This window comes from Rhizobium sp. CB2179 (assembly GCF_057653455.1).
The window spans coordinates 3,399,270-3,420,594 of the sequence record NZ_CM172781.1 but is presented as its reverse complement, the minus strand read 5'-3'; the positions used below and the strand labels follow the sequence as shown (position 1 = coordinate 3,420,594).

Sequence of the window (21,325 nt, the reverse complement as noted above, 5' to 3'; positions counted from 1 at the left end):
GAGATTGCTGATATGAGGCCGCCTGGCGGCGGTTCGCGACAATGGCGGAGAAGATGATGACGGGTAGGTTTGCGGCTGTTGCAGCCGGCATGGTGATGGCGGTTTCAGGCATTTGCCAGGCGCAGGATGCGGCAACCGCCAAGCTGGATGTCGAACTCAACGCTCTGGCGCCATCGCAAAAGGGCTGCATGATGACTTTCGTCGCCGAGAACAATCTCCAGACCCCGATCAACAAGATCTCCTTCGAGCTTGCTTTTTTCAACGACAAGAATGCCGTCGACCGCATCACCGTGCTCGACTTCCGCGATCTGCCGCAGGGCAAGAAGCGCGTGCGCCAATTCGATATGCCGAATGTGAAGTGCGAGACGGTCACCCGCATCATCATCAACGACACGCCGGTCTGCGACGGTCCGGCGGCCGGCGAATGCATGAAGGGTCTCGTCACCCGCTCGCAGATTTCGGTTCCCTTCGAGGGCTAAGAATACGCCGGGAATGAATCCCGGCGGGCATGTCCAGACTGTCCGAGGCATAAGATGGCAATTTCAGCGAAGACCAGATCGAGACAGGTGCTCATCGGGGAGCCGGACGCTGACGGCGGTCTGAACGATAACAACATGCATCCCGGCCACGAGCTTTCCGACCTGCGCAATGTGCAGCGGCAGCCGGCCGGTGAGGCGGTGGTCCACTACGCGCGCTTCGCACAGATCTCCTCCTTTCCCGATCATCCGGAAACCGAACCGACAGCCTCTGTCCCTGCGCCGCCGATGGATGCAGCGGTGGAAAAGCAGGAGGACGAGAAGGCACCGGTGCGGCGACGGGTGGCGCTGACTTGTGTCGGATCGTTTTTTTTTCATACTGCACTGGCCGTCACGCTGTTCCTGGTCATACCCAAGCCTTCGGATGAAACACTGATGGAGGCGGGCGAAGCGATCAGCGTCGTCATGCTCGGCAGTTCTGACGCCGATCAGAGCGCCGCTGGCGAGACCGAGGTGACCATCCAGCAAGAAATTGTTCCGGAAGCTGTCGAACCCGACACGGTCAAGCCAGTAGAAACAACGGAAATGCAGCCGGAGGCCGTCCAACCGGAAACCGTCCAGCCGACCGATGCAGAGCCGGTCGAAGCCGTTCAGCCCACGCAGGAAGTCACGCGTCAGTCAGCGGAGACAGTGACGACAGCGGAACCAGAGGTGCTCGTATCGGAAACTCCTGCGGAAACTTCAGTTGCGCAGCCAATGTCGGCAGTGGTGCCGGAGCAATCCCCGGAGATGCCGATAACATCCACCGCGCCACCCGTCGCAACCGCGATGCAATCCGAACCGGACGAGATCAAGCCTGTCGAGACGGCCGCGATTTCTCCCGAGCCGGAACCGCCGACAGAGATCGTCACGCCGCAGCCGAAACCGAAGTTGGAAAAGCCGGTAGAAAAGAAGCCGATCGAAAGAAAGCAGCCCCCGAAGAAGGCACAGGGTTCAGAGGGAGAGGCCAAACAGGAGTCACGTAGGGGCGCCGCGGACGGGCAGGCAGACGCCAATTCAGACAATAATTCACGCACGTCGGGCGGACGGAGTGGATCGGGCGGTGCATCCGAAGCCAATTACAAGGGCAAGATCGTCTCGCGACTGTTCCGTTGCGTTGACCGGATTGAATCGCGATATCGTCGCAATTCTGCATCCTTGAATGTCCGCATTACGATCAATCGCAACGGAGATGTCACCGCGTCGGGCCTTGTCCGAGGTTCGGGCTTGGCCGAGGTGGATGGCGCCGTTTTGTCCCGGATCGCTTCCTGTAATCTTCCCGCTATGCCGGATGACTGGGCCGGATCCTCGCGCTCGTACAGTTTTCCTGTCCAAGTCACGGCTCGATAAAATATGATAAAAATAATCAACTTTATACTTTACTCTAAAAATCAAGTTTAATAAGGTCCGCTCGCACACGCAGGAATCGTGTGACGATCAACGAGCGAACGGGTGGCATATGGCTCGCAAGGGCAAGAAGGGTTCGAACCGGGATGTCCGCGATAGCGTGGGCGAGGACGCTGGTCAGGCATCCCTCGGACGGTCCAAACTGGATGGCCGCAGTTTCCTCTATGTCGGTGGCCGTGACTGCCAGGTGGCGCATCTTCGCCAGATCTGCAGCAATTTCGGCGCTGAGCTCATCCACCATGATGGCGGTCTGCGCGAAGCGGTTTCCCGCATTGATACTCTGCTTCCCTCGGTCGACTGCGTCTTCTGCCCCATCGACTGTATCAGCCACGATGCCTGCCTGCGTGTGAAGACCGGCTGCAAGAAGTTCAGCAAGACCTTCATCCCGCTTCGCAACGGCAGCAAGTCCAGCCTAGAGCGTGCGCTGCAGACGATGAACGAACGAGACAATTCCCGATGAACGACCAGCGCCCCGACGGCTTCACCATGATCGGCCTGCATAAGCTCGCCGCGCAGACAGGCGAGGGCCTCGTGCCCGAACTCTACGAACTTTTCCAGCAGCATGCCGAACGCCAGCAGATCTACCAGAATGTGACGCTGTTCCCGACCTGGGAAGCGCGCATGCCCGGGGAAGCGACAACAAGACCGCTTGGCCCAGCAGCGGCAAACGGCGATAATGTTCTCGCCTTTCCCTTGCGTTCTGCAAGGGCGGGCAAGAGGAAGGCGTAGGGAGATTCCATGTATATCGCAATGAACCGCTTCAAGGTTGCAACCGGGAGCGAAGGCGATTTCGAGACGGTCTGGCGCAATCGCGATTCCAGCCTGCCCGAGGTGCCCGGTTTCGTCGAATTCCGCCTGCTGCGCGGCAAGGTCAACGACGAGGAAGGCTATACGCTCTACTCCTCGCACACGATCTGGAAAAGCGAAGCAGATTTTCAGAACTGGACGAAGTCCGAGAGCTTTCGCGCGGCGCACCGCAATGCCGGCGATCACAAGGCGATCTACAAGGGGCCGCCTGTTTTCGAGGGTTTCAACGTGGTCGACGGCATTTAATTGCGGTTGATGCGGCGTGACTTAGCTCTTGGTTGAAATCTTGGCTTTGTATTCGCCTTGGCCCCACGCGCATCCTCATTCCTGTGCTCGTCACAGGAATCCAGCCACGGTGCGTCCGCGCCGTGAATGAACCCATATCGCGGGGGAAGAGTCTTTTGCGCCCAAGGACTTGGGCGCACTGGATTCCTGTGACAGGCACAGGAATGAGGGAGGAGAGGGCTTGAACGGTCAGTAAAAGCTCTCAAGCCCTGACGCGCAGAACCGCGCCTGCCGCAACGGCCAGCCAACCAAGCATCATTGCCCAGCCGCCGGTCGGCGCGGCATAGGGGAAGAGGCCGGAGCCGGAAAAGCGCAGAGTGACGAGATCGCCCGCAAAAAGCAGCGTTCCGACAATCATCAGCAAACCGGCCAGCCAGGCGGTTCTGAGCCTGACGTTGCCGAGAGCCAATGCCAGCAGGGCAGGGGCGTGGGCAAGGCACATGGCAGATGCGGATGCCGCAAGATTGGCCTCGCCGCCGCCATGGGCAGCAAGGGCGGCAAGCGCCACGCCGGCTACGCCAAACAGGCCGGCAAAGAGATAGAGCACCGGCTCCAGACGCGCGTTCAAGCTCATGGTTGTTCCTTGTCGTCAGGGGCCTTGTTCTGCATGTGATAGGCGAGCCGTTCGACCGGTGCCCAGATGAGATCGCGCAGCTCCTGGCTCGATATCGTCTCGTCCAGGGCGCGGCGAAAACAGAGCAGCCACTCGTTGCGCTCGACAGGGCCGATCTCGGCGACGAAATGGCGGCTGCGCAGACGCGGATGGCCGCGCTTGTCGGTATAGAGCGGCGGGCCGCCGAGATAACCGGTCATATATTCGTAGAATTTCTCTTCGCTGCCCTCAAGGCTCGGCGGGTGCACGGCCCGCACGTTGCTCGCCTCCGGCAGCCTGTCCATCAGTTCGTAGAAGCGGTGCGTCAGTGCCCGCACGACAGGATCGCCGCCGATCGCCTGATATAAGGTGGTGACCTTCTCCGTCACGAAACCATCCCCATTGCCTCAACCATTCCCCGGCCTCTTCATGCACCGGTCGGAAAATGATCGCAACTGTCATCAAGTTGCCGCGGCATTTCGCGCATAATGCCGGCACGGCAGGGGTTGCGGCCGATTCTCCTTGACAAAACCGTCCGGACGGTATCTTTTATCTGCATGTCGAACGCTCATCATCGCAAGAAACAGCCCGTGCTCGTGCGCCAGCAGTTGCTGGAGGTCGCCGCGCGCCTTGCTGCCAGCGACGGCATGGCCGCCGTCACGCTCGATGCGGTTTCCGCTGCGTCCAGCGTCAGCAAGGGCGGGCTGCTGCATCACTTCCCGACGAAGAATGCGCTGCTCGATGCGCTGTTCGAGAGCCTGCTCGAAAAGTTCGACGCCGATATAGAGGAACTGATGCGCGGCGATCCGCTGCCGCAGGGGCGCTTCACCCGCGCTTATCTGAGGGCGGTATCCGGTCTCAAGGAGCGTCCCGACGATTCCAGGAGTTGGACGCAGGTGACGATCGCGCTTCTTGCCGAACCCCGGCTGCGTCTTCGTTGGCGCCAATGGGTGCAGGCGCGGGCGGAGGAATATATCGGCACAGACTCCTCCCTCGACGCGCAAGTCGTGCGTTTCGCCGCCGACGGTCTTTGGTTCGCAGATACGTTGGAAAGCCATGATATCAACGGCGTTGTGAGGCGGGATCTTATCGATCGCCTTGTCGAACTGACCGGCAAGTAATTCGAAAAGGAATTCGCCATGAGCCAGGCCGCCGTCTACGGGCTGCTGTTTGCAGCCATCGTGCTCGAGGTCATCGGCACGACCGCACTGCAGCTGTCGCAGCAGTTTACCCGCATCGGGCCGACGGCACTCGTCGTCGCCTGTTATGCGGCCGCCTTCTATTGCCTGTCGCTGACTCTGAAAAGCATCCCGGTCGGTATCGCCTATGCGATTTGGAGCGCTTTGGGAATCGTGCTGATTTCCTCGGTCGGCCTGGTGTTCTTCAAGCAGCGCCTCGACCTGCCGGCGATCGTCGGCCTTGGGCTGATCATATCGGGCGTTATGGTCGTCAATCTGTTCTCGAAGTCCGTTTCGCATTGATATTGCTGTGATATTGGCAGGCGGCTTCTCCGCCTTCGGCCGATAAATTTTCCCCTTTGTCAAAATACTGACAAAGGTCTATGTGTTCCTTGGACGTGGAGGAGACGAGGCGCAGCCAGCGCCGTTTTCCAAAGCGCTTTGAATCCTGCCTTCCCGCCTATCGATATTTCCAGGTTCTACAGGAGCACATCATGGCCATTCGCACCGTCGTCTGGGGAGAGAATATTCACGAGACTACCAATGAGATCGTCCGGGGGATCTATCCCGAGGGCATGCACACTACGATCGCCAATGCGCTGAACACCGATCCAAGTATCTCGGCGACGACAGCGACGCTGCAGGAGCCGGAGCACGGCCTCAGCGAAGCACGTCTTACTGAGACCGACGTCTTGACCTGGTGGGGCCACAAGGATCACGGCGCGGTCTCCGATGTGGTTGTCGAGCGTGTCGCCAAGCGCGTCTGGGAAGGCATGGGCCTGCTTGTGCTGCATTCCGGCCATTTCTCCAAGATCTTCAAGCGGCTGATGGGCACGCCCTGCGCGCTGAAGTGGCGCGAGGCGGGTGAGCGCGAGCGACTGTGGACGATCAACCAGCGCCATCCGATCGCCGCCGGTATCGGCGAGCATTTCGAGCTTGAGAACGAGGAAATGTATGGCGAGCAGTTCTCTGTGCCGGAACCGCTCGAAACGGTGTTCATCTCCTGGTTCCAGGGCGGCGAAGTGTTCCGCTCAGGCCTGACCTGGCGCCGCGGCGCCGGCAACATCTTCTATTTCCGCCCCGGCCACGAGACCTATCCGACCTATCATGACGTCAATGTCCAGAAGGTGCTGATCAACGGCGTGAAGTGGGCCTATAATCCCGAGGGTGCATTGAAGAGCATTACCGATGCTCCAAATGTGCCGGTAGAAAAAGCACTGGAGCCGATCGTCGAACGCGGCCCAAGACTGCACCAGGCCGGCGAAGCCGGTTACCGCTGAGGAGCATCCATGCGACTACTCGTTCTTGGCACGGGGGTGATGGCGAAAAACCAGCTCGCCCGCTTCCCCCTCATCGACGGCGTGACGGTGGTCGGCGCCGTCGACACCGATCCCGAGCGGCTTTCGGCCTTTGCCGACAAGTTCAACATCGAAAAGCGATTTCTTTCGCTGGAGGAGGCGATCGCCTGGGGTGAATTCGATGCGGCGACAAATGTCACGCCCGACCGCATCCATCACCCGACGACGATGGCGCTGATTGCTGCGGGCAAGCATGTGTTCTGCGAAAAGCCGCTGGCGGAGAACTATGCGAAGGCGCTGGAGATGACGGAGGCGGCCGAAAAGGCCGGCGTCATCAACATGGTCAACCTCACCTATCGCAACGTCGCGCCGCTGCAGCGCGCCCGCGAGATGGTGCTCGCCGGCGAGCTCGGCACGATCAGACACGTGGAAGCCTCCTATCTCCAGAGCTGGCTGGTGTCGCGCGCCTGGGGTGACTGGCGCACGGAATCGACCTGGCTGTGGCGGCTTTCCACCGGCCACGGTTCGAACGGCGTGCTTGGCGACGTCGGCATCCATATTCTCGATTTCGCCGCCTATGGCGCGGCGACCGACATCGATCACGTCTTTGCCCGGTTGAAGACGTTCAACAAGGCGCCGGGCGGCCAGATCGGCGAATATCTGCTCGATGCCAATGACAGCTTCACCATGTCCGTCGATTTTGCCAACGGTGCGCTCGGCGTCATCCATGCCAGCCGCTGGGCGACAGGGCATCTGAACGAGTTGAAGCTGCGCATTTATGGCGAGAGGGGCAGCCTTGAGGTCATCCATCGTCCCAGCGGTTCCGAGCTGCATGGCTGCCTCGGCGAGGATGTCGAAACCGCCACCTGGACGAAGATCGAGGTTGAACCGGTGGCGACCAACTACCAGCGTTTTGCCGAGGCCGTGGCAAGCGGCATCCAGCCGGACCCGAACTTCCGCCACGCCGCCAACCTGCAGAAGGTGCTCGACCTCGCGATGGTGACCGAACGCGAGCGCCGCGAGCTGAAGGTCTGATCCGCCCGATCAGACAGCACGACCGCCGTCCTTTCCGGGCGGCGGTTTTCGCTTAGAGAAGAAAGGGTCCGGAAGCGGACCCTTTCTTCCTGTTTATTCAATCACCTGCACCACGCGGTGGGTGCGCGGTTCGACAATCACGTGTTGATTGTTGATGACCGTATAGGCATATTTCGGATTGTCAGGTACCGGTGTCACGACGACATCCGCCGGAAGCGGCTTGCCGACGACAATCGGTTCCTGGACGACCACGGAAGCGGTCGGGGCCGGCTGCTGCTGGACATAGGTGACGACCTCGCGCGGCGGCGGATCGACAACGGCACCGGCAACACCGCCGGCCACGCCGCCAATGGCAGCACCCACGGGGCCGCCGACGATTGCGCCGGTGATGGCGCCACCGGCTGCACCGGTGACGGCTCCGTCAGCCAGCGCATTGGTGGCGAGCGACGAAAGCGCAAGGGCGCTGGAGACAAGTAGGATCTTGTACATTTTGCTTCTCCTTTGCTGGGGTTGCGTTTGGGTAACGACCGCGCCAATCCGAGGTTCCGGCAGGAGAGAGTCACGCTTTGGAAGGCCGGTTCACATTCTGTGAGGCGGCCGAAGCATTGGTTATTCCAGCCGCCGGCGGAAGAGCCAGGCGGCGGCGCTGAGCGTAACAGTGGCGATCAGCGCCAGCGGAATCGTCTGGTTCACCACCTCGCTCAGCGGAATATCCTTGAGGAAGACGCCTTTGACGATCACCAGGAAATAGCGCAGCGGATTGATCAGGGTCACCGGTTGCAACCAGCCCGGCATGTTCTCGATCGGCGTCGCAAAGCCTGAGAGCAGCATGGCCGGAACCATGAAAAGGAAGGCGCCGAGGATCGCCTGCTGTTGTGTCATCGACAGCGCCGAGATGAAGAGGCCAAGGCCGGCGACCGAGCCGAGATAGAAGATCGCGCTGCCGTAAAGCAGGAAGAGCGAGCCGCGCAGCGGCACCTCGAAGAGGAAGACGGCGGCCAGGATATAGACGGTAATGTGGAAGAGGCCGATCATCATCGGCGGGATCAGTTTGCCGATCAGGATCTCGTGGATGCGCAGCGGCGAGACCATCAACTGGTCGAAGGTGCCGAGTTCGCGCTCGCGGGCGATCGACAGCGCCGTGACGATGAGACCGATCAGCAGCGCGATGCTGGCGATCAGGTTCGGCACCATGAACCATTGATAGGTCAGGTTCGGGTTGAACCAGTTGCGCGGCACTGTCGAGACGATGTCGGCGCCGGCACGTTTGCCGGCTGGCGTCTCGGCGGCGAGGGCGGCGCCGATCTGCGAGAGATAGCCCGCGACGATCTGCGAGGCGTTGGAGCGGCGGCCGTCGAGCACCACCTGCAGGTCGGCCGGCGCTCCCGCCTCAATATTGCGGGAAAAGTCCGGGCCGATCTCAACGGCCGCAATGGCCGTCTGGTTGTCGATCGCCACCCGGACCTCCGCCTGGCTTCCTGCAATCTCGATTTTCCGGAAGGTTGGCGAGCCATCGATGCGCTCGATCAGTTCCTGGCCCCAGTGACCGTTGTCGCGGTTGAGGATCATCACGTCGACATTGCGGACTTCGAGCGTCGCCGCATAGGAGAAGACGAGAAGCTGGACGATCGGCGGGCCGATCAGGATGGCGCGGCCCTTGGGATCACGCAGGACGGCGAGCAGTTCCTTGACGATCAGGGCGTAGAGCCTTGTCCACATCTCAACCGATCCTCTTTCTGGTGCTGCGGGCTGCAAGCACGAACATGATGGCGCCGATCGTCAGCATCACGCCGATCGCCTGCAGAAACATCGGCCAGATATCGCCGGCCAGGAACACCGTCTGCAGGCTGGGGATCAGGTAGCGCGCCGGCACGATGAAGGTGATCCACTGGATCGCGGTCGGCATGGAATTGATCTCGAAGAGGAAGCCAGACAGCAGGAAAGCAGGGAGAAAGGCCGAGATCAGCGCCAGCTGCGAGGCAAGGAACTGGTTCTTCGTGGCCGTCGATATCAACAGGCCCTGGCCAAGCGCCGGGATCAGGAAAGCGGCCGACAGCGCATAAAGAGCAGCGACGGAGCCGCGGAACGGCACGCCGAAGAGAAAGACCGCAAGCAGCACGCAGAGCGTCATCGAGGTGAGGCCGAGCAGAAAATAGGGCAGGATCTTGCCGGCGAGCAGTTCGACCGCTGTCACCGGTGTCGCCATCATCGCTTCCATCGTACCCCGCTCCCATTCGCGGGCGACGACGAGCGAGGTCAAAAGCGTGCCGACCAGCGTCATGACGATGGCGATCGAGCCGGGCACGAGGAAATTGCGGCTGGTCAGTTCAGGATTGAACCAGAAGCGCTGTTCGACCGAAATGGCGGGACTGTGGGAGGCGACGTCCGCCTGCCTCTGCCGCTCCCAGTTGGCAACGGTGCCTTGGGCATAGTTCTGCACGAAATTCGCCGTGTTCGGTTCGGAGCCATCGACGATCACCTGGATATCGGGGCGGTTGCCGGCGGTGTAGCGCGTGGTGAAGTCGGCGGGGATGACGACGATGCCGCGCAGCTTGCCGAGCACGAGGTCTTCCTCGAACAGACGCCGGTCGCGGCCGATGGCCACATCGAAATAGCGCGAGGCCTGGAAACTGGCCGAGAGATCCTGCGTCAGCGGCGTCATCTCCTCGGTCACGAGGCCGATGCGGGTGCGGGTGGTATCGAGCGAGACGCCGTAGCCGAAGAGAAAGAGCAGGATCAGCGGCAGCACGAAGGCGATGAGGATGCTGCTCGGATCGCGGATCGCCTGGAAGCTTTCCTTGCGCACGAGGGCCAAGAGACGTCGCATCCGGCCGGAAGAGGTGCTCATGCTGCATCCTCCTTCTCGGATTGCTGCACCAGGGCGATGAAGGCATCCTCCATTGTCGGGTCAGGCAGCTCCTTGGTCGCGACGCGGGCCTTCAATTCATCGGGCGAACCAAGCGCGATCGAGCGGCCGCGATAGATCAGCGAGATGCGGTCGCAATATTCCGCCTCGTCCATGAAATGGGTGGTGACGAGCACGGTAACGCCCTTTTCGACCAGCGCGTTGATATGCGTCCAGAATTCGCGCCGGGTGATCGGATCGACGCCGGAGGTCGGTTCGTCGAGGAAGAGGGCGCGTGGCTCGTGCATGACGGCGCAGGCAAGCGCCAGGCGCTGCTTCAGGCCAAGCGGCAGGTCCTTGGCCGGCTGGCTGATATGGCGGCCGAAATCGAAGATGCCGGCCATCAGGTCAATGCGCTCGCGCCGGTGTCTTCCGCGAAGGCCATAGACGCCGGAGAAGAATTCGAGGTTCTGCATGACGGTCAGATCGCCATAGAGCGAGAATTTCTGCGCCATATAGCCAAGCTGGTTGCGGGCTTCGGCGGCATCGCGACGAAGGTCGAAACCGGCGACGCGGCCTTCGCCACCGGTCGGCTTCAGCAGGCCGCAGAGCATCTTGAAGGTGGTGGATTTGCCGGCGCCGTTCGGGCCGAGCAGGCCGAAGATTTCGCCGCGACGGATATCGAAGCTGATATTGTCGGCAGCGGTGAAATCGCCGAAGCGCTTGGTCAGCCCCTTGGCCTCGATCACCGGCCGGTCGTCATCGCCTTTCGTCGGCCCTTGCGCCTCGGCCAGTCTCGATCGGCCGCCAGGACCACCACCCAGCATGTCGATAAAGGCATCCTCGAAGCGCGGCGGGGCAGGGGTGAGCGTCGCGCCATCGCCGGCCGCGCCGATATCCGGTTTCTTGTCCCTGGCGGCGACGAGGCGGATCGCTTCGCCCTGGATCACGCCGTCGATGACGCCATCGGCCTGCAGAAGCCCGGCGAGCACCTGCCGGCGGCGCCCTGTCATGCCCGAGACGCGGAAAACCCGGTCGCTAACACGGCCGGTCATGTCATCAGGTTTTCCCGAAAACAGCAGCTTTCCCTGGTTCAAGAGCAGCACATGGTCGCAGGCTTCAGCCTCGTCGAGATAGGCGGTCGACCAAAGCACGCCGATGCCTTCCTTCGTCAGGTTCTCGACCATCTTCCAGAGGTCGCGGCGCGAGATCGGATCGACGCCGACGCCCGGCTCGTCGAGCAGCAGCAGGCGCGGCTTCTTCAGAAGCGCGCAGGCAAGACCAAGCTTTTGCTTCATGCCGCCGGAGAGCTTTCCGGCGAGCCTGCCGGTGAAACGCTTGAGGTCGGTAAAAGTGAGCAGTTCGTCGAAGGCGCTTGCGCGTTCGCTTTTCGGCAGGCCCCGCAGATCGGCATAGAGATCGAGGTTTTCCTGCACCGAAAGGTCCTCATAGAGACCGAAGCGCTGCGGCATGTAGCCGATCGCCGCCTGGATGCCGGCGGGGTTCTTGCGCGTGTCGAAGCCGAGAACCTCCATCGTTCCCGTGTCGGGCAGCATCAGGCCGGTCATCAGGCGGATCAGCGTCGTCTTGCCGGCGCCGTCAGGGCCGACGAGACCGGTGATTGCGCCGCTGCCAATCGTGCCGGAGACGGCGTCAAGGGCGGCTGGCGCATCGCCGAAGCGCTTGGTGACACCGTCGATCCGGACGAGCGGCTTGTCGCCCCGGCCGGTCTCGGCGGCGGTCATTGTCCGCCCGCCGTCGGCGTGGGAAAACGCACGGTAACCGGCATGCCCTGGCGCAGATCCGGGCCGGGCTTGTCGATGACGATCCTGAGGCGATAGACGAGGTCTGTCCTCAGTTCCGGCGTTTCCACCGATTTCGGAGTGAATTCGGCAACCGGCGAGATGAAGCCGATCGTGCCTTCATAGGGTTTGTCGGGCGCCGTATCGGAGGTGACCGCAACCTTCATGCCGGGATGGATGAGGCCGAGATCGGGTTCGGCAACATAAGTGCGCACCCAGACGGGTTCCGTCAGCGACAACACGAAGACGGTGTCGGCGGGGGAAACGATAGCGCCGTTCTCCCGCACACGGGAGAGCATGACGCCGTCGTTTGGCGCGCGCAGTTTGGCATCATCAAGCGAGGTGCGGGCCGAAGCGAGCGTTGCCTGCGCCGCCTTCAGCTGGGCGTCGGCAGCGGCGATATCCTCGACGCGGGAGCCTTCCAGCAGTAGTTTCAACGCCTCGTTGGCGGAGTCGGAGCGTGCGGCGGCCATCGCCCTTGCAGCGGTCGCCTGATCAAGGCTCGCCTCGGAAATCGTGCCCTGCGGGCGCAACTGGCGGGCGCGGTCATAGGCGAGGTTGGCATTGCGGAGATCGGCGATACTTTCGTCATAGGCGGCGCGCGCCTGGGCGATCTCGGTCGGCCGCGGACCGGCCTTCAGCTTGTCGAGCGTTGCCTGAAGGGCTGCGACATTGGCTTCGCCCGAGCGGACCGCGAATTCATAGGGTGCTGCATCGAGCTTTGCCAGAACCGTTCCAGTTTTGACGAGGTCGCCTTCGTCGGCATGGAGTTCGGCGAGGCGGCCGCTGACGCGGAAGCCGAGCGAGACCTGGCGGATATCGACATTGCCGTAAAGGACGAATTCGCGGCTGGCCTCAGGCAACCAGCCGAGCTTTTGGGGCAGCGCGTACCACCAGGCGGCGGCACCCGAAGCAACGAGAAGAAGGATGACGAGGGGAAGGACGCGTTTCATGCTGCACTTCCTTTCGGCGGGCCGATGGCATCGACCAGCTCTGCGGCAAGGCCCCGCACGGTTTCCACCTGTTCCGGGCCGACGCCGTCCCATTCCATCTGGGCGAGCACGGCTGCATGGGCGACACGAAAGACGAGGATGCTGCCGAGAAGGGTAAAGGTGCGCAGGCGCACATGTTCCGAGGCGGGATCCTCATGAAGGATGGCGCCGATCAGCCGCCGGCCCATCTCGATCATCGGCCGCATGAGGCCCTGATAGACCCGTGTGAAGGCTTCGGTCGGTTCCATCTGCTCGCGGATCAGGAAGCGCGCCCAGGATTCGGATTCCTTGCCGACGAACAGCGTCACCATGGTCTGCAAAATCTCGGTCAGGAAATGGCGAGCCTCCGCTTCACCGAGCGATTTTCCCGCCGCGTCGAGCGCCAGCAAATGCGCGCCGACGCGCGCCCTCATGTCACCGACATGCGTATTGATCCGCATCATCAGATATTCGGCGGTGGCGATGTAGAGACCTTCCTTGCTGCCGAAATAATAGGGGATTGCCTGCAGGTTGACGCCGGCCGCTTCTGTGAGCTGGCGTGTCGAGGCGCCGTCGAAACCATAGCGGCCGAAGACGTCGAGGGCGGCGGACAGCATCTTCTGGCGCGCGATATCGGCACGGGCGGAGGCCGGTGACTGGCTGTCGTGTTCTTTGATCATGACAGCTTTATAACATTGACGACAAAATAAGTCAATCGATTGATATATTCTGAGAGCAGATGTTGTCGACCGATGCCTTTGCTGATGCGAAGGTGACATCGCTCATGGCTGGATGCTTTGCCTGATTGGGGATCGAGATGTGCCGTTCAGCGGTTCAGCGTCAATTCGGACCAGGCGGTCTCAGCTGTTCTGCAATGTCCGGAAAGAAGGCAAAGAGGCCCGTGGGAACGGGCCTCTCAGGGTTCTAGGGGTAGGGAAGATGAACCAAGCCTCGGGGTCGGCTGCTAAACAGGTAGCGATACAGTATCGCTAATTTTCACGACACTAATGTGTCTGGCGCCAACCGACTGCGAAACAAAAAGCCCGCCACTTTTTCGTGATACCTGTGACCATGTTTTGACACAAAACTGCCTTGCTCGTTCCGTATCGCCGGTTCGATGCGTATTCAGATTTATATCATCGCGCTACTGCTCAGCGCCATCATGTGGTCGATCTCGTTCGATGCGGCCCGCGAATCCTATCATGCCGCGCAAAGCGCGGGAGTGATGCCGAACCTTCATATAAACAAGAAGCTGGATCGCATTTTGTAGACTGCGATACAGCGTCCAGGTCATTGCCGATGTTGCATTCCCGGCTCGCGGCCGGGATCTATTTCCTTATGCGTTCCGAGCCCTTCCGGACAGAAAATCAAATTTCGTAAAATTTGACCGATCCGCTTAAAAGCCCTGAAAATACTGATGTGTAGAGTGGTCTCATGAAAGCGACCGAAGCGTGGACAGACGCGTCGATCGTTTGGAGCCGGGCAAACCGAACGCCCGCCGATCCGCAAACGGGGACTTCGACATGCACAGAACTTTTGCCGCCATCGCCTTGAGCCTGACCATCACTGCCGCTGCCGAGCCGGCATTCGCCATCGGCCCAGCCAGCCTTGCCCGCGACCTGATGTACACCTCCGCCATCGGCCATTCGCCCGAGGTTCCGTTGACGACCCGCGCCGGTTTCGTGCGCCCCGGCGTTCCGTTCGTCCTGCGCAGCCCGGCCGAGATCGAAGGCGAGGGTTACCGGCTCAAGACCTATTCGCAGAGCCTGACCGTTGTTGTCGACTACGTGTTTTCGACGGCGGTCGAGGCCGTACAAGCGGTTGCGTTTCTGCGCTGACACCTGACTAGATTCTAGGTCGATCCGGCCTAGAATCATCCTGATCTAGGCGTCGAGTTCGCTGCGGACGTCGAGATACCAGTCGACGAAGGCCTTGACGCCGACATCCAAGGTCGTAGCCGGCTTGTATCCGGTCAGCGCGACCAGCAGATCCGGGGCTGCGAAGGTGCGCGGCACGTCACCCTTCTGCATTGCCAGCATCTTGCGAATGGCAGGACGGCCGAGCGCCTTTTCCACCGTTTCGACGAAATCCATCAGGCTGACCGGCTGGCCTCCGCCAATATTGACGACACGGAAGGGCGCCTGGCGCGAGAGCGTTTCGACAGCCGTGTTTTCGAGGCGATTTTCCTCGGACGGGACGACCGCCGATAGCCTGACGATCGCCTCGATGAGATCGTCTATATAGGTGAAGTCACGGCTCATGTTGCCTTCGCCGTAGATCTCGATCGGCTGGCCTTCAAGCATGTTCTTGGTGAATTTGAACAGCGCCATGTCGGGCCGGCCCCATGGGCCATAAACGGTGAAAAAGCGAAAAGCCGTGGTCGGAATCTTGTGAAGATGGGCATAACTGTGCGCCATCAGTTCCATCGATTTCTTCGTCGCCGCATAGATGGTCAGCGGCTCGTCGGCGCGATCGGTCTCGTGAAAGGGGACGGTCGCATTGGCGCCATAGATCGATGATGTCGAGGCCAGCATCAGATGGCGGATTTCGACGCGCCGCGCAATTTCCATGATGTTCCACGAGCCTTCGACATTCGAGCGAAGATAGGCCTCTGGATTTTCCAGGCTGTAGCGCACGCCGGCCTGCGCGGCGAGATGAATCAGGATATCGGGCTTGGCCGCCAGAACCGCCGCTTCCAGCGCTGGCCGGTCCTCAAGCATTGATATGACGGGTCTGAAGGCCGGAAACTGGGAGAGTGCGGCATGGCGCATCTCCTTGAGCTTGACGTTGTAATAGGGAGTGAGTCCATCAAAGCCTGTGACGTCATGCCCTTCCTGCAGCAGGCGCCTGGCCAGATGAAAACCGATAAAGCCGGCAGTCCCTGTAATGAAGTAGCGCATTCCCACCTTTTCTCGGCTCCCTGCCGACGGCAAAGAGCCGATTCCGTATCAAGTGACCCCACTTACAAGATAAAAAGAGGCCGAGTCGATAGGCCTTTGAAAGAGAAGGCCACAGCACTGTCCCTACTGCCGGCCGCCTGTCCGCCGCTGCCTTGCCGGATGAGGACGAGACTATCGATATCGTCTGCCGGTCAGCCGCAACTCTCTGCCGTTATGCTGCGTTGCAACATGATTGCTGGCATGTTATGGCCGGCCGGTCGTCTGCAAGCAGGTCAGGATCGATGAGAGATATAGTTTATTGGATTCTCTGCGCCTTTCTGACCGTTGCCATCGCCATCGTGTCGTTACGCTATGTCACGAACTTCTGGCTTCTGTCCTTCGTCTACAGCTTTCAGGTTCACCTCGGCGTCGTGTTCGTCGCCGCCAGCCTCGTCATTCTGGCCATCAAGAGACAGATTTACGGCTTCATCCTTCTGCTTGCCTCGCTTCTTCTCGTCGCTCACGGCGTCATCATGCTGCGCGAGTTCTCGGAGGGCGACAGAGGCACCGACAGGCCGCCGCTTTTTCGTCTGATGTCGTTCAACATCGCGATCGACAACTGGAAAAACTCGACTGAAATCACCGATATGGTGATCGCGTCGAATGCCGACGTCGTCAATCTGCTCGAAGCCAAGCCGCTGACGTTCCACCTGCAGCAATTGTTCAAGGCCTACCCCTACCATATCGGTTGCGATGCCGGGAAGGATACATGCGATACGCTGGTGCTCTCCAAACGCCCGTTCGTCAGCCGTCAGGTCGCAAGTATGGGTAGTCTTCGAAAAAACAGGCTTGTTATAGCAAGCGTCGACTTCGGCGGCGAAACTATCAATCTGGTTTCGGCGCACCTGACCAAACCATATTTCGACGATTTCCAGATGGCTGAATTGGAAGATCTCGGCAAAGCGCTTGGCTCGATCGACGGCCCTCTGGTGCTGTCAGGTGATTTCAACTCTTCGGCGATCGCCCCGAGCATCCAGGTTTTCCTGCGCGAGCAAAAGCTGAAAACGATCACGCCAGAACCAGCAACATGGCCGATCGGCGCCGGCGCGCTCGGGATCGCCATCGACCACATATTTGCGCGCGCGCCGCTTCAGCTGACATCGCTGAAACGTCTCGATGATAATCTCGGCTCGAACCATTCGGGCCTGGTCGCCGACTTCGTTCTCGACAAGGACGGCGAAACTTCACCGGCAAAATGATGTTGCCTGGGCACGGAAATCTTGCCGGGGCCACAAATCAGAATCTGGTTCGGCCGCCTTTTTTGTCGATCATCTGAAACCTCTTGCCGTCGGTCTTCACGTTGACGCAATCGGTCTTCTTGCTGGGGAACAGGACGCACACCTGGCCATTGGTTATCTTGTAGCCATTCTTATTGCCGTCGCGATATTCGTAGCCGTTCTTGGCTTCTTTCAGTTCGGACGTACCGGGCAGGTGCTGGCGAATTTCCGACTCGTTTGCGGTTCGCATGCTTGCCGTTTCGGCAAACGCCATTCCCGGCACCATGATTGCAAGGAATCCGGCGAGGACGGGCAAGGTACGCATCAGGGGGATATCTCCGGTCATGTCTGTCGGTACATCCATTCTACGAGAACCCCAAGAGGAAATTCAACAGTGAGGAAGGTCGCGCCGGAAAAGGCCCGACCATCGCTCCGGCTGCGATTTACGTTCTTCCAAACTCATCGACGATACGGATGATGTCGTCCTCGCCGAGATAGGAGCCCGTCTGAACCTCGATGAGCTCGAGAAGAATCTTGCCGGGGTTGGCGAGGCGGTGGACTTCGCCGAGCGGGATGTAGACGCTTTCGTTCTCGCGCAGCATCCGCACGTTCTCGCCGACCGTCACCTCAGCCGTTCCCTTGACGACGATCCAGTGTTCGGAACGATGGTGGTGTTTTTGCAGCGAGAGCTTCTTGCCCGGCGTGACGAAGATACGCTTCACCTGGAAGCGGTCGCCGTTGAAGATCGAGGTATAGCCGCCCCAGGGTCGATAGGATGTCGGATGGGTTTCGGTGAATTTCGCGGTAATGGAAGAAGACGCCAGCATCTTGACCAATTGTCCGACATTCTGGCTGTCTTTGAGCGGTCCGACATAGACGGCGTCCTCGCTGGCGATAACGGCGACATCCTCCATGCCCTGGACGGCAAGATGCACACCACGGGTCATGACGAGCGAATTGCGGGTATTGACGACGGTGGTGTTTGCGGCGGCGACATTGCCGTTGTCGTCGCGGGCGCCTGATTTCCAGACAGAATCCCAGCTGCCCATGTCCGACCATTTGAACGGCGAGGGGACGACGGCTGCCTTGGAGGTCTTTTCCATGATCGCATAATCGATGGAGATATCGGGGCTCTTGGCGAAATGGTCGGCGTCGAGACGGGTGAAATCAAGGTCGCGGCTCGCCTTCGAAACGGCCTTGCTGGCCGCCTTCAGCACATCGGGTGCATATTCCTGCAGTTCGGCGATAAGTTCCGTCACCGGGAACATGAAGATGCCCGAGTTCCAGTAGAAGCCGCCGTCGGCGAGCATCTGCTCGGCCTTCTCAAGTGCCGGCTTTTCGACAAAGCGCTTGACCTTGTGCGCACCGTTTTTGAGGGCATCGCCGATCTCGATATAGCCGTAGCCTGTCGCCGGCTCAGTCGGGTTGATGCCGAAAGTGACGAGGCTGCCGTCGGCAGCGGCATCGCGGGCGATGCGGATGCAATCGAAATAGCTCTTGTCGGCGAGAATTTCGTGATCAGAGGCGAGCATCTGGATGATGGTGCCCTTGCCGAACAGCTCGCCAGCGAGCGTTGCAGCGGCGGCCACTGCTGCGGCTGTGTTGCGGGCGACCGGTTCGAGCAGTACGGCAGCGAGCGGGATGGCAAGCTCGCGTGCCTGCTCGGCGACCAGGAAGCGGAATTCCTCATTGGTGACGACGATCGGGGCTTCATAGAGCTCGGGATCGGAAACGCGTTCAAGAGTTTCCTGAAACAACGTCTTGTCGCCGACGAACTGGATGAATTGTTTCGGTGCGGTGGCACGGGAAAGCGGCCAGAGCCGCGTGCCTTTGCCGCCGGCCATGATCACGGGAACGATTTTCTGCGTCATAGGCGGGTTCCTTGAAGTAAACGGCTTGTTGGTCGCATGTTACCGGGCGCCTGCCCAGTCTGTTATTCGATTGAGCCCTGTATTCAGCAGCTCCAGGGCTGCAGCTTCGCTGCCGGCCTCCGTGTAGCAGCGCATTTCCGGGGCATTGCCGGACGGGCGGAAATGAATGATGCCGCCATCTCTCAGCGTCACCCGAAGTCCGTCGATGTCGGATTTCGTCGCTACCTCGCCGATCGGCTGCAGGAAAGCCGAGAGATTTTCGTCCGAAGCACGCAGATGTTCCATCAGTGCGGCACTCGTCTCCAGCGGAAAATTCTCCAGGCGGTCGGCGGCGGCAAAGGGCAGCTGATAGGAGGCGGCAACGGCCGAAAGCGGCTGCTTGCGGATGGCTGCGAGCGACAGGATCGCGAGCATCGGGATAAAACAATCGCGTGTCGGCAAGGCACGCACGTTCCGGCCGTTGATATCAAAGGCGGTTGCGGTCAGCAGCCCGCCATTGGCTTCAAAGCCCATGACATGATCCTTGCCAGCCGCCACGGCCTCTTCCATGCCTGAAATGACGAAGGGTGAGCCGACGCGGGTGCGCCGCACGGCGAAAGAGCCCGCGGCCTCGATGCCGGAATTGGAGGTAACCGGTGTCACCACCGTGCCGGCGTCGAGGAAATTGGCTGCCACAAGGCCGAGAAGGTCACCGCGCAACGGCGTGCCGGTTTCGTCTGCGACCAGCGGACGGTCGCCGTCGCCATCGGTCGAGACGATCGCATCGAACTTGTGCTCGGACACCCAGCGCTTCATCAGCGTGATCGTCTCGTCTGAAACGGCTTCGGTGTCGACGGGAATGAAACTCTCCGAACGTCCAAGAGCGGTGATCTCGGCGCCGTAATGGGCGAGAACATCAACCAGCAGGTCGCGGGCGACGCTGCTGTGCTGGTAGACACCGATCTTCATGTCGGACAGCGCGCCCTGCGGAAGCAGGGCTGCATTGCGTTCGAAAAAGAGCTGCCGGCAGATCGCTTCATGCTCCTCCGTCTCGGCTGGCGCCTGCGCCACCGTTTCACCGGTTCGCTCGATCTCGGCCGCCAATGCGGTGATAGCAGCCTCGTCCGATTTGTCGATCTCACCATCCGGGCGATAAAACTTGATGCCGTTGCGGTCCGCCGGAATATGCGAGCCCGTCACCATCAGGCATGCGGCCTTGCTCTCGAGACCATAGAGGGCAAGGGCGGGTGTGGGGACGGTGCCACAGTCGAAGATCCGGAAGCCGAGGGCGGCAAGCGCACCGGCACAATTTCCCGAGATTTCAGGGCTTGAATCGCGAAAATCGCGGCCGATCAGAATGACGTCGCCGGCCCGCGCCTTGCCGGTCTGCAGCAGATATTTGCCGAACGCGGTGGCGTAGAGGGCAGAGGCGCGTCCCTTGAGGTCGACGGAAAGTCCGCGAAGGCCGCTCGTGCCGAATTTCATGGGAAGACATGGCTCCGATTTCACCATCAAAGTTCTACTCAGGCCGCCTGCCGGCGTAAATACCAAAGCCATCATATAGTTAAATACGGACGACGATGCCTCGGACAGCCTCGCAATCTTCTCTCACCGAATTCTGAGGGTGTAGACCATTGCCGAGCCGGCAGGCATTGCAGCGTAGATCGATTTTGTTAGAACCGTGTGTCCGTTGTTTCGTCATATGCGAAGGATTTTCCTAGATGAGCGATACATCCATCAGTCTCGAGGGGAGCTGGAAGGCCGCGCTGGAGGGGGAGTTTTCGAGCCCCTACATGCAACAGCTCAAATCCTTCCTCGTCACGCAGAAAGAGGTCGGCAAGCGGATTTTCCCCAAGGGCAGCGAATATTTCCGCGCCCTCGATCTGACGCCGATCTCCAACGTCAAGGCCGTCATCCTCGGCCAGGATCCCTATCATGGACTTGGGCAGGCCCATGGGCTGTGTTTCAGTGTCCGGCCGGGCGTGCGCATACCGCCCTCCCTGGTCAATATCTACAAGGAGATGGAGACGGATCTTGGCATATCGCCGGCACGTCACGGTTTTCTCGAACATTGGGCAAAGCAGGGCGTACTCCTGCTGAACAGCGTGCTGACCGTCGAGGAAGGGCAGGCGGCTGCTCATCAGGGCAAGGGGTGGGAACGCTTCACCGACGCCGTCATCCGCAAGGTCAACGATGAATGCGAATCCGTCGTCTTCATGCTCTGGGGTTCCTATGCCCAACGCAAGGCCGCCTTCGTCGACACGACGCGGCATCTCGTGCTCAGAGCGCCGCATCCCTCGCCACTTTCGGCCCATAACGGGTTTTTCGGCTGTGGGCATTTTTCGAAGGCGAATGCCTTCCTGCAGTCGGGCGGCCGTGCGCCGATCGACTGGCAATTGCCGGCCGATCCCCATGGGGCCTAAGCGGGACGCAATCTTTCAGATTCGCTGATGCACACTTTTGCGCGACATGCTTTAGTGTGAACACAAGTCGATGTTCGTTCACTAAAAGAAGACAATGCGTTTTGCTCTGCGGGTCTGTTATACGGGCGCTTCAGCGCGCATCTTAGCCTCATCGAAAGCCC

At 60.4% G+C, this 21,325-nt stretch carries 24 protein-coding genes; 12 read left to right on the top strand and 12 right to left on the bottom strand.

Annotation, left to right across the window (positions count from 1 at the left end):
- Nucleotides 1-56 precede the first annotated feature (56 nt).
- From AC244Q_RS17105 to hmuQ, 5 genes are all read left to right on the top strand, one after another.
- Nucleotides 57-479, top strand: a complete 423-nt coding sequence (locus AC244Q_RS17105) for a hypothetical protein (RefSeq protein ID WP_003542212.1) — start codon at nucleotides 57-59, stop codon at nucleotides 477-479.
- A gap of 54 nt (nucleotides 480-533) precedes the next feature.
- Nucleotides 534-1,865 (top strand): TonB C-terminal domain-containing protein, encoded by a 1,332-nt coding sequence (locus tag AC244Q_RS17100; protein ID WP_128406841.1) that lies wholly within the window; start codon nucleotides 534-536, stop codon nucleotides 1,863-1,865.
- Between the two features lie 109 nt (nucleotides 1,866-1,974).
- A complete protein-coding gene (locus AC244Q_RS17095) occupies nucleotides 1,975-2,382 on the top strand; it encodes a DUF2325 domain-containing protein (protein WP_012758646.1) in 408 nt (135 codons plus the stop codon).
- On the top strand, nucleotides 2,379-2,651 hold the full coding sequence (locus AC244Q_RS17090; protein ID WP_003542206.1) for a hypothetical protein: 273 nt from the start codon (nucleotides 2,379-2,381) through the stop codon (nucleotides 2,649-2,651). Before AC244Q_RS17095 ends, AC244Q_RS17090 begins: the two co-directional genes overlap by 4 nt.
- A gap of 9 nt (nucleotides 2,652-2,660) precedes the next feature.
- A complete protein-coding gene (gene hmuQ, locus AC244Q_RS17085) occupies nucleotides 2,661-2,975 on the top strand; it encodes a heme-degrading protein HmuQ (RefSeq protein WP_128406840.1) in 315 nt (104 codons plus the stop codon).
- A 241-nt stretch (nucleotides 2,976-3,216) separates the two neighbouring features.
- On the opposite strand, the gene AC244Q_RS17080 is transcribed toward hmuQ, so the two are convergent.
- On the bottom strand, nucleotides 3,217-3,588 hold the full coding sequence (locus AC244Q_RS17080; protein ID WP_128406839.1) for a DUF423 domain-containing protein: 372 nt from the start codon (nucleotides 3,586-3,588) through the stop codon (nucleotides 3,217-3,219).
- Nucleotides 3,585-3,995, bottom strand: a complete 411-nt coding sequence (locus AC244Q_RS17075; RefSeq protein ID WP_011653148.1) for a group II truncated hemoglobin — start codon at nucleotides 3,993-3,995, stop codon at nucleotides 3,585-3,587. The genes AC244Q_RS17080 and AC244Q_RS17075 overlap by 4 nt, the downstream gene beginning before the upstream one ends.
- A 168-nt stretch (nucleotides 3,996-4,163) precedes the next feature.
- Between AC244Q_RS17075 and AC244Q_RS17070 the strand changes: the two genes are divergently transcribed.
- The 4 genes from AC244Q_RS17070 (at nucleotide 4,164) to AC244Q_RS17055 (ending at nucleotide 7,117) form a co-directional block, all read left to right on the top strand.
- Entirely contained in the window at nucleotides 4,164-4,727 is a 564-nt protein-coding gene (locus tag AC244Q_RS17070; RefSeq protein WP_012758642.1) for a TetR/AcrR family transcriptional regulator, read from the top strand.
- An 18-nt stretch (nucleotides 4,728-4,745) separates the two neighbouring features.
- On the top strand, nucleotides 4,746-5,087 hold the full coding sequence (locus AC244Q_RS17065) for an SMR family transporter (RefSeq protein WP_003542195.1): 342 nt from the start codon (nucleotides 4,746-4,748) through the stop codon (nucleotides 5,085-5,087).
- A gap of 191 nt (nucleotides 5,088-5,278) precedes the next feature.
- Complete coding sequence (locus tag AC244Q_RS17060) at nucleotides 5,279-6,064, top strand: ThuA domain-containing protein (protein WP_012758641.1); 786 nt, start codon at nucleotides 5,279-5,281, stop codon at nucleotides 6,062-6,064.
- A gap of 9 nt (nucleotides 6,065-6,073) precedes the next feature.
- Nucleotides 6,074-7,117, top strand: coding sequence for a Gfo/Idh/MocA family protein (locus AC244Q_RS17055; protein WP_003542190.1), 1,044 nt, complete (start codon nucleotides 6,074-6,076; stop codon nucleotides 7,115-7,117).
- A gap of 93 nt (nucleotides 7,118-7,210) precedes the next feature.
- Here AC244Q_RS17055 and AC244Q_RS17050 read toward each other — a convergent pair whose 3' ends face one another.
- From AC244Q_RS17050 to AC244Q_RS17025, 6 genes are all read right to left on the bottom strand, one after another.
- On the bottom strand, nucleotides 7,211-7,606 hold the full coding sequence (locus AC244Q_RS17050; RefSeq protein WP_003542187.1) for a DUF1236 domain-containing protein: 396 nt from the start codon (nucleotides 7,604-7,606) through the stop codon (nucleotides 7,211-7,213).
- A gap of 120 nt (nucleotides 7,607-7,726) precedes the next feature.
- Nucleotides 7,727-8,836 (bottom strand): ABC transporter permease, encoded by a 1,110-nt coding sequence (locus tag AC244Q_RS17045; RefSeq protein ID WP_003542186.1) that lies wholly within the window; start codon nucleotides 8,834-8,836, stop codon nucleotides 7,727-7,729.
- Nucleotide 8,837: 1 nt separating this feature from the next.
- Nucleotides 8,838-9,965, bottom strand: coding sequence for an ABC transporter permease (locus AC244Q_RS17040; protein ID WP_128406838.1), 1,128 nt, complete (start codon nucleotides 9,963-9,965; stop codon nucleotides 8,838-8,840).
- Nucleotides 9,962-11,707, bottom strand: a complete 1,746-nt coding sequence (locus AC244Q_RS17035) for an ATP-binding cassette domain-containing protein (protein ID WP_017994937.1) — start codon at nucleotides 11,705-11,707, stop codon at nucleotides 9,962-9,964. Before AC244Q_RS17035 ends, AC244Q_RS17040 begins: the two co-directional genes overlap by 4 nt.
- On the bottom strand, nucleotides 11,704-12,717 hold the full coding sequence (gene hlyD / locus AC244Q_RS17030) for a secretion protein HlyD (RefSeq protein WP_128406837.1): 1,014 nt from the start codon (nucleotides 12,715-12,717) through the stop codon (nucleotides 11,704-11,706). The genes AC244Q_RS17035 and hlyD overlap by 4 nt, the downstream gene beginning before the upstream one ends.
- Nucleotides 12,714-13,415, bottom strand: coding sequence for a CerR family C-terminal domain-containing protein (locus tag AC244Q_RS17025; protein WP_012758635.1), 702 nt, complete (start codon nucleotides 13,413-13,415; stop codon nucleotides 12,714-12,716). The genes hlyD and AC244Q_RS17025 overlap by 4 nt, the downstream gene beginning before the upstream one ends.
- A gap of 843 nt (nucleotides 13,416-14,258) precedes the next feature.
- On the opposite strand from AC244Q_RS17025, the gene AC244Q_RS17020 reads away from it, so the two are divergent.
- Nucleotides 14,259-14,573: a hypothetical protein gene (locus tag AC244Q_RS17020; protein WP_012758634.1), complete on the top strand. Its 315-nt coding sequence runs from the start codon at nucleotides 14,259-14,261 to the stop codon at nucleotides 14,571-14,573.
- A 45-nt stretch (nucleotides 14,574-14,618) separates the two neighbouring features.
- On the opposite strand, the gene AC244Q_RS17015 is transcribed toward AC244Q_RS17020, so the two are convergent.
- A complete protein-coding gene (locus AC244Q_RS17015) occupies nucleotides 14,619-15,635 on the bottom strand; it encodes an NAD-dependent epimerase/dehydratase family protein (RefSeq protein ID WP_017994933.1) in 1,017 nt (338 codons plus the stop codon).
- Nucleotides 15,636-15,916: 281 nt separating this feature from the next.
- On the opposite strand from AC244Q_RS17015, the gene AC244Q_RS17010 reads away from it, so the two are divergent.
- Nucleotides 15,917-16,873 (top strand): endonuclease/exonuclease/phosphatase family protein, encoded by a 957-nt coding sequence (locus tag AC244Q_RS17010; RefSeq protein ID WP_128406836.1) that lies wholly within the window; start codon nucleotides 15,917-15,919, stop codon nucleotides 16,871-16,873.
- Nucleotides 16,874-16,910: 37 nt separating this feature from the next.
- Here the strand turns inward: AC244Q_RS17010 and AC244Q_RS17005 are convergent, their stop codons facing one another.
- From AC244Q_RS17005 to AC244Q_RS16995, 3 genes are all read right to left on the bottom strand, one after another.
- Complete coding sequence (locus AC244Q_RS17005; protein WP_026157454.1) at nucleotides 16,911-17,216, bottom strand: hypothetical protein; 306 nt, start codon at nucleotides 17,214-17,216, stop codon at nucleotides 16,911-16,913.
- A 118-nt stretch (nucleotides 17,217-17,334) separates the two neighbouring features.
- Nucleotides 17,335-18,762: a mannose-1-phosphate guanylyltransferase/mannose-6-phosphate isomerase gene (locus AC244Q_RS17000; protein ID WP_012758630.1), complete on the bottom strand. Its 1,428-nt coding sequence runs from the start codon at nucleotides 18,760-18,762 to the stop codon at nucleotides 17,335-17,337.
- Between the two features lie 39 nt (nucleotides 18,763-18,801).
- Nucleotides 18,802-20,226, bottom strand: a complete 1,425-nt coding sequence (locus AC244Q_RS16995; protein WP_128406835.1) for a phosphomannomutase — start codon at nucleotides 20,224-20,226, stop codon at nucleotides 18,802-18,804.
- A gap of 236 nt (nucleotides 20,227-20,462) precedes the next feature.
- Between AC244Q_RS16995 and ung the strand changes: the two genes are divergently transcribed.
- Nucleotides 20,463-21,164, top strand: coding sequence for a uracil-DNA glycosylase (ung, locus tag AC244Q_RS16990; RefSeq protein ID WP_128406834.1), 702 nt, complete (start codon nucleotides 20,463-20,465; stop codon nucleotides 21,162-21,164).
- The last annotated feature ends 161 nt before the right edge of the window (nucleotides 21,165-21,325 follow it).